The following is a 14,073-nucleotide window of genomic DNA, read 5'->3' as shown; positions in this document are numbered from 1 at the left end:
GCATAAAAAAGAAGAACCGTCTAAATATAACCAAGAAGAACCGTCTAAATATGAAGAAATTATAAGAAAAATTAATTTAGAAGATTCTAAAAACTTTATTGAAGCGGAAAATTTCATCATTCAAAATGAAAATATTTATGGAACTTTAACGTCTTTATGTTTAGCAAAAAAATATATTTTAGAAAACAATTTTGAAAAAGCTTTAATTCAGTTAAAAAACAGCTTAAAATATACAAAAGAAGAAAACTTAAAAAATATTTTACTATTAAGAATAACTAAAATAGAAATTCAAAATCTTAAAAATCAAAATGCTATGAATATTCTAGAAAATATTAAAGACGATAATTGGAAAAATATAGTTGAAAATATGAAAGGAGATATTTTTATTAATCAGAAAAATAAAAAAGAAGCAATAAAGTCTTGGAAAAACAGTTTATTAATTGAAAATTCCAATGCATCTAAAGAAATTATTCAAATGAAAATCAACGAACAAATACAAGAAAATTAATATTCAATTAACATAAGAGCATGATTTATAATGACACCTATTATTGTATTAATCGGTCGTACTAATGTAGGAAAATCTACTTTATTTAATATGTTAACAAAAACTAGAAATGCATTGGTCGCTAATTATCCAGGTGTCACTAGAGATAGACAATATGGATATTGTCAATTCGAATCAAATCAAAAAGGAATTTTAATTGATACTGCAGGATTAGATATTACAATAAATGAAATAGAAAAAAAGGCATACAAACAAACTTTAATTGCTATAAAAGAAGCTAATATAATTTTATTTATTGTAGATGCTAAAGAAGGATTAATGCCTCAAGAATTTGAAATTGCTAAAAAAATAAGAATATATGAAAAAAAAACTATTCTCGTAATTAATAAAATAGATAGTATACGTGATATTCTTTCAATTAATGAGTTTTATTCCTTAGGATTTGAAAAAATACAACAAATCTCTTCTAGTCACAATCAAGGAATTCAAGAACTGATAAAAAAATATTTAAATCCTTCAATTAATTTAAAAAATGAAAAAGATAACACAAAAATTTCAAAAAATAAAAATGTAGAATCAGAAAAATCAAAAATAAAAATCGCTTTTATAGGAAGACCTAATGTAGGAAAATCTACTTTAATCAATAGTCTTGTAAAAGAAAAAAGAATGATTACATGCAATATACCGGGAACAACATTGGATAGCATCTCAATACCAATAAAATATAACTTAAAAAGTTATATTTTAATTGATACTGCAGGAGCTTCTAAAAACAAGAAAAATTTAAATAATTTTCAAAAATATTCAATTATTAAAACATTACAAACTATTGAAAAATCTAATATAGTCTTACTAATTATAGATGCAAATATAGAAGTATGTAATCAAGACTTATCGCTAGCTGATTTTATTTTAAATTCAGGTAAAGGAATTGTTATAGCTGTGAATAAATGTGATAAACTCAATTCTGTAAACAAAAAAAGAATAAAAGAACTAATAAAAAATAATTTAAAATTTCTTTCTTTTTGTAGAATACATTTTATATCAGCATTGTATAAAAAAGGAATATTTCAGATTTTTCAATCTATTGATGAAGCATATAAAGCTTCACAAATAAAAATAAGCACATCTATACTTACAAAAAATATGCATATAGCAATTAAAAAACATCAACCACCTATTGTGCGTGGAAGGAGAATAAAATTAAAATATGCACATTTAGGAAGCTCTAATCCTCCTAAGATTATCATACATGGAAATCAAGTTAAATATTTAACTGCTCCTTATAAAAGATATCTAATTAATTTTTTTTATGAAGCGCTTAAAATAAAGGGAACACCTATTCAAATACAATTTAAAGAAAATTTAAATCCTTATATAAAATAAAAACTAATTTTCTCTAACATAATTAACACTATATAAAGGAATTTCTACTTCAATATCAGAATTTCCAATAATTGCTTGACAACTCAAACGACTGTGAGATTCAAGTCCCCAAGCTTTATCTAAAATATCATCTTCTTTTTCAGACCATCCTGAAAGAGATGAAAATCCTTTTCTTATAATGCAATGACAAGTACTGCAAGCGCATGATTGTTCACATGCGTGTTCTAACTTAATATTATTACGAAGAGCTACATTTAATATTGTTTCTCCCGTGTTACCTGTAAATTCACCACCTTTTGGTAATATAATCTTATGAGGTAAAAATAAAATTTTAGGCATTATATGTTCTCTTTTAAAACTTTTTTGATTAAAGATAAACTAATAGCATTTTTCAATTGTAATGAAAAGAAATTTTTACTTTCTTCTTCTAATTTTTTTAAATTTATTTTCATAGAAAATAAATCATTCTGATTAATAGATTCCTTTAGCTTTTTTTCTAGGTATTTTATTTTATTTAATTCTTCTTTTGTAATTAATTTACTATCCTTTTCTAGAGCAGTATTTAATATTCTTAAAACATGCATGCACTCGATTTTTTTTTCTTCTTTAATTCTAAAATAATAATCTTCTTTAGCATATTTTAAAGAATTATCTACTATTTTAGAAATATTAAGTTCCTTTAATACAATATTATTATCAATAACGATATTTTTTTCTTGATTACTATTTTTTTCAGAAATTTTTACATTAATTAATCCATTAGTATCAACATTAAATGTAACTAAAATACGTACTAAACCAGCTTTTTGGGGTTTTATATTTTTTAAAATAAAACGATATAATGAAATACAATCTTTAACTAACGCTCTTTCACCTTGTACAATATGTATTAAAATAGATGTTTGATTATCTTTATATGTTGTAAATTCCTGAGTTTTAGAAATAGGGATTAAAGTATTTCTAAAAATAATTTTTTCAACAAAACCTCCCATAACTTCAATACCTAATGAAAGTGGCATTACATCTAATAATATTTTTTTATTTTTTATATTAGCACCGATAAGCATATTAGCTTGAATAGCCGCACCTATTGCTACAACTTGATCTGGATTTATAGAACTTAATGGAAGTTTTTTAAAAAATTTTGAAACTTCTTTATATACTAATGGAACACGAGTAGATCCTCCAACCATAATAACTTCTTCGATTTTATCGACTGATAAATTAATATCTTGAAGAAGTTTAGAACAAATTAACAGACTTTGTTTTACAAAATCTATAATCAAAGAGTTAAATTCATCTCTAGTAATAAAACCTTCCCAATTTAAAAAACATATTTTTACTGTGTTATATTTAGTTAATTTTAATTTAGTTTCTTTTGCAATTTGTAATAATGAAGATTGAAAAAAATCATTGCATTTATTTAACAAATTTGATTTACTATAAATATAGTTTGCTAAAACTGAATCAAAATCATCACCTCCTAAGTTTGAATTTCCACTAGTAGCTAATACTTCAAATATATTTTTATTTAATTTTAATATAGAAACATCAAAAGTGCCTCCTCCTAAATCGTAAATAAAAACAATTCCTTTTTTACGCATTTGAGAACCATATGCAATTGCTGCTGCTGTAGGTTCATTTAATAACTTAATAAGATTAATTTTTGATAAAATCGCAGCTTGTTTAATTGCTTGTTTTTGAAAATTATCAAAATAAGCTGGAACTGTAATAATACTTGAACATACTTCTTGATTAAACAAAAAATTAGCTCGTTTTATTAAAAATTTTAAAATTTCACTAGCAACATCAACAGGAGTTACAAAACCAAAATTTGTATGAAAAAAAATACCCCCAGACTTTTTTTCTTCTATAATGTATGGTAAAATTGGATAATTATATTTAATAAATTCAATAGAACGGCCTAATAAACGTTTTACTGAACAAATAGTATTAGACGGATCTTTAATGATATTTTCTAAAGCAGACCAACCTATAGATATAGTGTTTTTTTTATAATGTACAACTGATGGTAATAAATAACGATTTTTATCATCTAACAATAAAACAATACGATTATTTCTTATAGTGGAAGCTAAAGAATAAGTAGTACCAAGATCAATTCCTAAAAACAATTTTTCATTTTTTTCTTTTTTTAAGAAAACCATATAAAAACATCCTAATTTATTTTATCTTAAATACATATTTTGTTCTTTTCTTAAAGTTAATTTAATTTTTTTTAAAAAAAGTAATCTAGCTATTATTTGAACTACTTTTTCAAAATTTTTATTTTTAAATTCTATTTCAATTTTTTTTTCATATTTTTTAATTTTTTTTTCTATTTTTTCAAAAAAAAAATTTACTTGAAATTTCTGAAAACTATTTTTCTTTAAAAAATCTAATTCTTCATATAAAGAAAAGTATTGAATTAAAAAATCATTATTTTTTAATAAAATAACTTCTTTTTTTATTTTAAAATTATATAAATTCAGCAAATATATTGCCCTACTTAAAAAATTTTTTAGAGTATTATAACCTTTATTAATCTCTATTGATTTTTTTAAAGCTATTTTCTTTTCAAAGGAGGAATGATTTATAAATAAATCGGGATGAAATTTTAACTGTAATTGATAATAATTTTTGGATAATAAATTTTTATTAATTTTAAATTTTTTTGGTATATTAAATAGTTCAAAATAATTCATAAAACACCTGAATAAATTATTATAGTAAACATAGAAAAACTAACTTGCATGTTGAAAGAATACTTTCTTTCAACACTAAATAATCATAAAAAAATTTTAAATCTTTTTGCTTTTATAATCAGCAATAGCAGCTTTAATAGCATCTTCTGCCAAAATAGAACAATGAATTTTGACTGGAGGTAATTCTAACTCTTCTACTATAGTTGTATTTTTAATTGTTTCAGCTTCTGTTATAGATTTACCCTTAACCCATTCGGTGACTAATGAACTTGATGCAATAGCAGAACCGCAACCATATGTTTTAAAACATGCATCTTCAATAATACCTTTATCATTTACTTTAATTTGCAACTTCATTACATCTCCACAAGCAGGAGCTCCTACCAAGCCACTTCCTACATTAATATCTGAATTAGAAAAAGACCCGACATTTCTAGGATTTTCGTAATGATCCATTACTTTTTTACTATATGCCATTTAATACCACCTTAAATTCTAAAAATAATTAACTATGATCCCATTCTATACTATTTAAATCAACTCCTGATTTAAACATTTCCCAAAGAGGAGATAATTCACGTAATCTTTTTATAGATTTATGAATTAATTTTATTGTATAATCAATTTCTTCTTCTGTAGTAAATCGTCCAATAGAAAAACGAATAGAACTATGCGCTAAATCATCTTTAATACCTAAAGCTTTTAAAACATAAGATGGTTCTAAACTAGCAGAAGTACAAGCAGAACCAGAAGAAATTGCTAAATCTTTAAGAGCCATAATCAGTGATTCACCTTCAATATAATTAAAACTAACATTTAAAATATGCGGAACTCCTTGTTTTAAATCACTATTTAAATAAACTTCTTCTATATTTTTAATACCATTCCAAAGATAATTTCTTAAATTTGTTAAATAAGCAAAATCATTTTTTATTTTTTTTTGTGCAAGCATAAATGATTCGCCCATTCCTACAATTTGATGAACAGGTAAAGTTCCAGAACGCATTCCTCTTTCATGTCCTCCTCCATGAATTAATGCTAACAAACGTACACGTGGTCTTCGACGAACATAAAGACCACCAATGCCTTTAGGGCCGTAGACTTTATGAGCAGAAAAAGACATTAGGTCTATAGATGTTTTTTTTAAATCAATAGCAATTTTTCCTACACTTTGAGTTGCATCAACATGGAATATAATACCATTATTCCGACAAATTTTTGAAATACCTTCTATGTCTTGTATAATCCCGATTTCGTTATTTACATGCATTATAGATATCAGGATAGTATCCTTTTTAATATTTCTTTTTAAATCATTTAAATCTATTATACCATTATTTTTAGGTGTAAGGTAAGTTAAGGTAAAGCCTTCATTTTCAAGATATCTACAAGTATCTAAAACAGATTTATGTTCTGTTTTACTAGTAATAATATGCATACCTTTCTTTTTATAAAAGCAGGCGGCTCCCTTTATAGCTAAATTATTAGATTCAGTAGCACCAGAAGTAAAAACAATTTCTCGAGAATCCGCACCAATCAATTCAGATATTTGATTACGTGCAATATCAATAGCTTCTTCTGCATCCCAACCAAATTTATGAGAACGTGAGGCAGAATTTCCAAATACCCCATTGATTGTTAAATAATTCATCATTTTTTTTGTAACTGCTAATTCTACAGGTGTAGTTGCTGCATAATCCAAATAAATTGGAGTTTTCATAATTAATTTTTACCTCAAAAGATAAAATTCTAATTTATCTATGTATTTTAATGGTATTTTATACTTAAAAACAATAAAACTTATAATTAAAAAATTATATAATACATACTAGACTTTTTCTATTATTTGGATTATCATAATAATCATTATTATCATAATAATGCTAATATTATTAGGGGTGTAGTTCAATTTGGTAGAGCATCGGTCTCCAAAACCGAAAGTTGTAGGTTCAAATCCTTCCACCCCTGAAAAACGTCAATAATTGAAAAATTTTTAATAACATTTTATATATTTATTAAAAAATAAATCAATATCAATTTATAATTATATCAAGAATATAATTCCTGCTTTTTAAAATAATTTTTTAAAAAATTACATTTCATTTAAAATTTTATGATCAAACATATTTTTAACGAATTTATATTAAATGCTAATTTTAAAAATTATTATTTTTTCTGGAGTTCTTTACATGCCTAAATATCGTTCTTTTAAAACTACACATGGCAGAAATATGTCCGGAGCAAGAGCACTTTGGCGTGCTACGGGCATGACAGATGAAGATTTTAAAAAACCAATCATTGCAGTGGTTAATTCATTTTCTCAATTTGTTCCAGGACACATACATTTACAAGAAGTTGGAAAACTCATATCTAAAGAAATTGAAAAATCAGGTGGAATTGCAAAAGAATTCAATACTATTGCAATAGATGATGGAATAGCTATGGGCCATACAGGAATGTTGTATTCTTTACCTTCTCGTGAATTGATTGCAGACTCAATAGAATATGTTATAAATGCTCACTGCGCTGATGCAATGATATGTATTTCGAATTGTGATAAAATAACACCAGGCATGCTAATGGCGTCTTTACGTTTAAACATTCCATCAGTTTTTGTTTCTGGCGGACCTATGGAAGCAGGAAAAATACAAGAGAATAATAATACAATAAAAATTGACTTAGTTGATGCGATTATTCATGGAGGCAATGCTAAAAAATCAGATGATTTTATAAAAAAAGTTGAACTTTCTGCATGTCCTACATGCGGTTCTTGTTCAGGAATGTTTACAGCTAATTCTATGAATTGTTTGACAGAAGCAATGGGTTTATCTTTACCTGGAAACGGAACATTATTAGCTACTCATATAGAACGTAAAAAACTATTTATAAAATCTGCTCAAATTATAGTTAATATTACTGAAGAATTTTATAAAAAAAATAACAAAACAATTTTACCAAGAAATATTGCAAATAAAGAATCTTTTGAAAATGCAATGATATTAGATATTGCAATGGGAGGTTCAACTAATACTATATTGCATTTATTAGCTTCAGCTCAAGAAGGCAAAGTTAATTTCAAGATGTCTGATATCAATAAATTATCTAGAAAAACACCTCATATATGCAAAGTAGCACCAAGTACCTCTTTATATCATATTGAAGATGTACATCGTGCTGGTGGTGTTATGGCAATTTTAGGAGAGTTAAATCGTTCTAATCTATTAAATAAAAACACGAATAATATATTACAACTTAATTTAGAAAACACTTTAAATGAGTATGATATTTTATTAACAAAAAATTCAAATGTAATTAAAATGTTTAAAGCAGGACCGGGTGGAATTCGCACAACACAAGGATATTCTCAGAATTTTAGATGGAAAAAATTAGATTACGATCGTGAGAACGGTTGTATTCGTTCTTGTAATAATGCTTATAGTCAAAATGGAGGATTAGCTGTTTTATATGGAAATATAGCAAAAAATGGTTGCATAGTAAAAACTGCTGGAATAGATAAAAAAAACTATATTTTTTCTGGAATTGCTGTTGTTTATGAGAGTCAAGAAGAAGCAGTTCACGCTATACTTAATAAAAAAATAGTACCAGGCAATGTTATTGTTATTCGTTATGAAGGACCTAAAGGAGGTCCAGGCATGCAAGAAATGTTATATCCCACTACATATTTAAAATCTATAAATTTAGACAAAACATGTGCATTAATTACCGATGGTAGATTTTCAGGAGGTACATCTGGAATTTCTATAGGACATATTTCACCAGAAGCAGCTAATAAAGGTTTAATTGCTTTAATTAAAAATGGCGATATTATTAATATAAACATTCCTAATAGAACAATTAACTTAGAAATAACAGATAAAGAATTATCCCATCGTATTGTTGAAGAAAAATCAAAAGGATCTTTAGCTTATAAACCTTATAATCGAAAAAGAAATGTTTCTTCTGCTTTAAAAACATATGCATTTTTTGCTACAAGTGCTGACCAAGGAGCTGTTAGGGATTATAAAAAAATATCTAACATTTAACATTAAACAAAAATATATTTTTAACATAGGTCTACTATTATGAATTATTTTAATACATTAAATTTTAGTCAACAAATTAATCAAATAAAAAAATGTCGTTTTATGAAAAAAGAAGAATTTAATAATAAAAATGATATTTTAAAAAACAAAAAAATAGTCATTGTTGGTTGCGGTGCTCAAGGTTTAAATCAAGGCTTAAATATGAGAGATTCAGGATTAAATATCTCTTATGCACTTAAAAAAACTAGTATTTTAAAAAAAAATAAATCTTGGATAAACGCTACTAAAAATAATTTTGAAGTAAATGATTATGAATCATTAATACCTCAAGCTGATTTGGTAATTAATTTAACACCTGATAAACAACATAGCAATGTAATTCAAGAATTACAAAAACTAATGAAAAAAAATTCTTGTTTAGGCTATTCACATGGTTTTAATATCGTAGAAATGGGTGAAAAAATAAGAAATGATATTACTGTTATAATGGTTGCTCCAAAATGTCCTGGAACAGAAGTTAGAGAAGAATATAAAAGAGGATTTGGTGTTCCTACATTAATTGCAGTACATTGTGAAAACGATATTCAAGGAATAGGATTTGAAATTGCAAAATCCTGGGCTTTTTCTATAGGAGGACATCGTGCAGGTGTACTTGAATCTTCTTTTATAGCTGAAGTAAAATCGGATTTAATGGGAGAACAAACAATTTTATGTGGAATGCTTCAAACTGCTTCACTATTATGTTATGAAAAATTAATAAAAGAAAATTATAATCCAGCATATTCTGCAAAATTAATACAATATGGTTGGGAAACTATTACTGAATCACTTAAACATGGTGGCATTACTTTAATGATGGATCGTTTATCTAATTCATCAAAAATAAAGGCTTATAAAATCGCTACAATGATTAAAAAGATTTTATCACCATTGTTTCAAAAACATATGGACAATATAATTTCAGGTCAGTTCTCCAATGATATGATAAAAGATTGGAAAAACAGTGATGTAAAATTATTAAATTGGAGATATAAGACAAAAAATACTACTTTCGAACAAGCACCTTATTATGAACATAAAATACCAGAACAAGAATATTATAATCATGGTACATTAATGGTCGCAATTTTAAAAGCTGGTATTGAATTATCTTTTGAAAAGATGGTTGAAACAGGTATTATGGCCGAATCTGCTTATTATGAATCACTTCATGAATTACCATTAATTGCTAATACTATTGCAAGAAAAAAATTATATGAAATGAATATGGTTATTTCAGATACTGCTGAATATGGAAATTATCTTTTTTCTGAATCTGCTTATCCAATTTTGAAAAAATTTATATTAAATCTTGAAAAAAATGTTCTTGGTTGTTCATATCCTAACAATGAAATAGATAATTTAGAATTATATAAAATAAATGAAAAAATTCGTAATCATCCAATTGAAATAATTGGATATAAATTAAGAAATTATATGAAAAAAATTAAAAAAATTAACGTAGCACAATAAAAATAACATGTCTATACATCTAAATATTATATATTTTCATCAACTAAACAATTAATATTTTATGTCTCTAAATATTTCTCAAAAAAAAGCGATTGAATTAATTAACGGTCCCTGTTTAATTTTAGCAGGGGCTGGTTCTGGTAAAACTAAAGTAATTATTAATAAAATAATTTATTTAATTGATCATTGTCAAATAAATCCTAATAATATTACAGCAGTAACTTTCACAAATAAAGCAGCCCGTGAAATGAGAATAAGACTCTCAAAACATTTAAATATTTCTAAAATAAAGAATATGATTATTTCTACTTTTCATTCATTAGGATTAAAAATTATTAAAAAAGAAATCAATTCTTTAAAGTTTACTGAAAATTTCACTTTATTTGATGAAAAAGACCAAATAATGTTACTAAAAAAAATATGTAAAAAAGATCTAAAGCATGATATAAAATCATTAAAAAAAATTAATTTTATGATTTCCTGTTGGAAAAATAGATTTCTCACTCCCTTAGATGTTAAATTACTAGCAAAATCAGATATAGAAAAGAATTATGCATCTATTTATGATGAATATCATCATTATCTTTGTGAACTTAATATATTAGATTTTAATGATTTAATTTGCATTCCAACATTATTATTAAAAAAAAATATAAAAATACAAAATTATTGGCAAAAAAAGATTTCTTATTTATTAGTAGATGAATATCAAGATACTAATAATAGTCAATATGAGTTTTTTAAAACACTCACTAATAATAATTTTACATTAGTTGGAGACGATGACCAATCTATTTATTCTTGGAGAGGAGCAAATCCTAAAAACATTTTTTTATTAAACAAAGATTTTCCTAATATTAAAATTATAAAAATGGAACACAATTATCGTTCTTCAGGAAGAATATTAAAAGCAGCTAATAGTCTAATTTCTCATAACATACATTTTTTAAATAAAAAATTATTTTCTAAATTAAAATATGGTAAACATATCAATATCATCATAGGTAAAAATGAAGAAAATGAAGCAGAAAAAATAGCAAATATAATTATATTTCAACATATTATAAAAAAAAATAAATATCAAGATTATGCTATTTTATATCGTGGCAATTATCAATCTAGAATTATTGAAAAAATTTTAATAAAAAAAAATATTCCATATAATATTTCTGAAAACTCATCATTTTTTTCTCGTCTTGAAATTAAGGATTTATTAAGCTATCTTCGTATAATTATTAATCCACATGATAATTATGCATTTATCAGAATTGTAAATACACCTTCTCGTAAAATAGGTAAAATTACATTAAACAAATTAGAACAATTTGCAAAAAAACAAAATAAAAGTCTATTTCAATTAAGCAACGATGAAGAAATAAAAAATATTTTAAAAGAAAAAACGATTACTAAAATAAAAAAATTTATTTTATTAATAAAAAGCTTTGTTAAATCATCTAACATAGAACCATATAATATCATAGATAAAATTATTAATGATATTAAATACAAAGAATGGTTAATTAAAATTTTAGAAGAACCAGATAAAATTCAAATGAGTATTAATAATATAAAAATATTATCAAAATGGTTTAAAAGTATGCTTAAAGGAAATGAATTTGACAAGCCAATGAGCTTATCACAAATTGTAATACAAATGACACTTCGTGATATTTCTGAAGAAAATACAAAAAAAGATGAGAAAGATCAAGTACAGTTAATGACTTTGCATGCTTCTAAAGGATTAGAATTTTCTTCAGTTTTTATAGTAGGCATGTGCGAAGGAATTTTACCTAATCAAAAAAGTATTAATGAAAACAAAATAGAGGAAGAAAGACGTTTAACATATGTTGGAATGACTAGAGCAAAAAAACAACTTTTTTTTACCTATTCTTCGAATCGAATGCAATATGGACAAAAATTAAATATGTTACCTAGTAGGTTTTTACTTGAACTACCAAAAGAAGATCTACAATGGGAAAATGATATACTTTTAAAAAAATCTTTAAAAAATACTGAAAAAAACAAACTAAAAATACAAAACTTAAAAAAAATATTAAAAAAATAAAAAATTATTTTTAATAAAATTTTTTAAATTTAGTTTAAAAAAAAAAATAAAAATGATATTATCATAGCAATGCACTTTTAAATTGCATATGAATAAAACTTATATTTATTTTAAATTTTCATATTGAGCAAATATATTACAATGAATAAATTAATTGAACTAACGAATCAAAATTTTGAAGAAAAAGTTTTAAAATCAAAATGTTTTTTTTTGGTAGATTTTTGGGCTGAATGGTGTAATCCTTGTAAAATTTTAGCTCCTATTTTAGAAGAAATAGCAGAAGAATATTCTAATAAAAATATTGTTTTTGGAAAATTAAATATTGAAAAAAATCCCAATATTGCTCCAATGTATTCTATTAGAAGTATTCCTACATTATTACTTTTTCATAACGGTGCTATTCTTGCTACTAAAGTTGGAGCAATTTCTAAATTACAACTTAAAGAATTTTTAGACGAGAATATTAATTAATACTATGTTAATAAAAATATAAAAATTTAATTCAAAATTTAATAATAAATTTTAAAAATATATAATAATTATTATTTCGAGATTTACCCCGATTTTACTAAGAACCCACCATTATGAATCTTACCGCACTTAAAAATCTACCAGTTTCTGAATTAATTACTCTTGGTGAAAAAATGGGGTTGGAAAATTTAGCGCGTATGCGTAAACAAGATATTATTTTTGCCATCCTTAAACAACATGCAAAAAGTGGAGAAGATATATTTGGAGACGGTGTTTTAGAAATACTACAAGATGGATTTGGCTTTTTACGTTCTGCTGATAGTTCTTATTTAGCTGGTCCTGATGATATTTATGTTTCTCCTAGTCAAATTCGTAGATTTAATTTACGAACAGGTGATACTATTTCTGGAAAAATAAGACCTCCAAAAGAAGGTGAAAGATATTTTGCTCTACTTAAAGTCAATGAAGTCAATTATGATAAACCTGAAAATGCAAGAAGTAAAATATTATTTGAAAATTTAACACCGTTACATGCTAATTCTAGATTAAGAATGGAACGTGGAAATGGTTCAACTGAAGATTTAACAGCAAGAGTATTAGATTTAGCCTCTCCTATCGGAAGAGGACAAAGAGGATTAATTGTAGCTCCTCCAAAAGCTGGAAAAACAATATTACTTCAAAATATTGCACAAAGTATTGCATACAATCATCCAGAATGTGTTTTAATGGTTTTATTAATTGATGAAAGACCAGAAGAAGTAACTGAAATGCAAAGATTGGTTAAAGGAGAAGTGGTAGCATCTACTTTTGATGAACCTGCCTCAAGACATGTTCAAGTAGCCGAAATGGTAATCGAAAAAGCTAAAAGATTAGTAGAACATAAAAAAGATGTTATTATTTTACTAGATTCAATTACTCGTTTAGCACGTGCTTATAACACAGTAGTACCAGCATCAGGAAAAGTTTTAACGGGAGGCGTTGATGCTAATGCATTGCATAGACCTAAACGTTTTTTTGGAGCTGCGCGTAATGTGGAAGAAGGAGGAAGTTTAACAATTATTGCAACTGCTTTAATAGATACAGGTTCGAAAATGGATGAAGTTATTTATGAAGAATTTAAAGGAACAGGTAATATGGAATTACCGTTATCTAGAAAAATTGCAGAAAAACGTGTTTTTCCAGCTATTGATTATAATAGATCTGGAACAAGAAAAGAAGAACTATTGACTTTACCAGATGAACTTCAAAAAATGTGGATTCTTAGAAAAATTATTCATCCTATGAGTGAAATTGATGCAATGGAATTTTTGTTAAATAAACTTTCAATGACTAAAACTAATGATGAATTTTTTGATATGATGAAACGTTCATAAATATTTAAAA

The 14,073-nt window shown here is 25.1% G+C and carries 12 protein-coding genes and 1 tRNA gene; 8 read left to right on the top strand and 5 right to left on the bottom strand.

Annotated features, from left to right (window positions below; all coding sequences use genetic code 11):
• Positions 1-508: YfgM family protein (locus D9V59_RS03075; protein WP_158365012.1), on the top strand; the 508-nt coding region annotated here is incomplete at its 5' end.
• Between the two features lie 30 nt (positions 509-538).
• The gene (gene der / locus D9V59_RS03070; RefSeq protein WP_158364968.1) at positions 539-1,894 is read left to right on the top strand and encodes a ribosome biogenesis GTPase Der; all 1,356 of its coding nucleotides are present in this window, start codon (positions 539-541) and stop codon (positions 1,892-1,894) included.
• A 3-nt stretch (positions 1,895-1,897) separates the two neighbouring features.
• On the opposite strand, the gene fdx is transcribed toward der, so the two are convergent.
• The 5 genes from fdx to D9V59_RS03045 all read right to left on the bottom strand — a co-directional run bounded on the left by fdx (position 1,898) and on the right by D9V59_RS03045 (position 6,319).
• A complete protein-coding gene (gene fdx, locus D9V59_RS03065) occupies positions 1,898-2,233 on the bottom strand; it encodes an ISC system 2Fe-2S type ferredoxin (RefSeq protein WP_158364966.1) in 336 nt (111 codons plus the stop codon).
• On the bottom strand, positions 2,233-4,062 hold the full coding sequence (hscA, locus tag D9V59_RS03060) for a Fe-S protein assembly chaperone HscA (protein WP_158364964.1): 1,830 nt from the start codon (positions 4,060-4,062) through the stop codon (positions 2,233-2,235). The genes fdx and hscA overlap by 1 nt, the downstream gene beginning before the upstream one ends.
• 21 nt (positions 4,063-4,083) lie before the next feature.
• The gene (hscB, locus tag D9V59_RS03055; RefSeq protein ID WP_158364962.1) at positions 4,084-4,599 is read right to left on the bottom strand and encodes a Fe-S protein assembly co-chaperone HscB; all 516 of its coding nucleotides are present in this window, start codon (positions 4,597-4,599) and stop codon (positions 4,084-4,086) included.
• A 96-nt stretch (positions 4,600-4,695) separates the two neighbouring features.
• Positions 4,696-5,076: a Fe-S cluster assembly scaffold IscU gene (iscU, locus tag D9V59_RS03050; protein WP_158364960.1), complete on the bottom strand. Its 381-nt coding sequence runs from the start codon at positions 5,074-5,076 to the stop codon at positions 4,696-4,698.
• Positions 5,077-5,104: 28 nt separating this feature from the next.
• The gene (locus tag D9V59_RS03045; protein ID WP_158364958.1) at positions 5,105-6,319 is read right to left on the bottom strand and encodes an IscS subfamily cysteine desulfurase; all 1,215 of its coding nucleotides are present in this window, start codon (positions 6,317-6,319) and stop codon (positions 5,105-5,107) included.
• A 174-nt stretch (positions 6,320-6,493) separates the two neighbouring features.
• Here D9V59_RS03045 and D9V59_RS03040 point away from each other — a divergent pair.
• From D9V59_RS03040 to rho, 6 genes are all read left to right on the top strand, one after another.
• A tRNA-Trp gene (locus D9V59_RS03040) sits at positions 6,494-6,567 on the top strand.
• A gap of 221 nt (positions 6,568-6,788) precedes the next feature.
• Complete coding sequence (gene ilvD / locus D9V59_RS03035) at positions 6,789-8,642, top strand: dihydroxy-acid dehydratase (RefSeq protein ID WP_158364956.1); 1,854 nt, start codon at positions 6,789-6,791, stop codon at positions 8,640-8,642.
• Between the two features lie 39 nt (positions 8,643-8,681).
• Positions 8,682-10,154, top strand: a complete 1,473-nt coding sequence (ilvC, locus tag D9V59_RS03030) for a ketol-acid reductoisomerase (RefSeq protein WP_158364954.1) — start codon at positions 8,682-8,684, stop codon at positions 10,152-10,154.
• A gap of 61 nt (positions 10,155-10,215) precedes the next feature.
• Positions 10,216-12,219, top strand: a complete 2,004-nt coding sequence (locus D9V59_RS03025) for a UvrD-helicase domain-containing protein (RefSeq protein WP_158364952.1) — start codon at positions 10,216-10,218, stop codon at positions 12,217-12,219.
• A gap of 141 nt (positions 12,220-12,360) precedes the next feature.
• A complete protein-coding gene (gene trxA / locus D9V59_RS03020; protein WP_158364950.1) occupies positions 12,361-12,690 on the top strand; it encodes a thioredoxin TrxA in 330 nt (109 codons plus the stop codon).
• Between the two features lie 113 nt (positions 12,691-12,803).
• Entirely contained in the window at positions 12,804-14,063 is a 1,260-nt protein-coding gene (gene rho, locus D9V59_RS03015; protein ID WP_158364948.1) for a transcription termination factor Rho, read from the top strand.
• Positions 14,064-14,073 lie beyond the last annotated feature (10 nt).

The organism is Buchnera aphidicola (Artemisaphis artemisicola) (genome assembly GCF_005082365.1).
Taxonomy (GTDB): Bacteria; Pseudomonadota; Gammaproteobacteria; order Enterobacterales; family Enterobacteriaceae; genus Buchnera; species Buchnera aphidicola_AR.
Note: the sequence above shows the minus strand (reverse complement) of the source record. Positions and strands in the feature narration are given on the sequence as shown.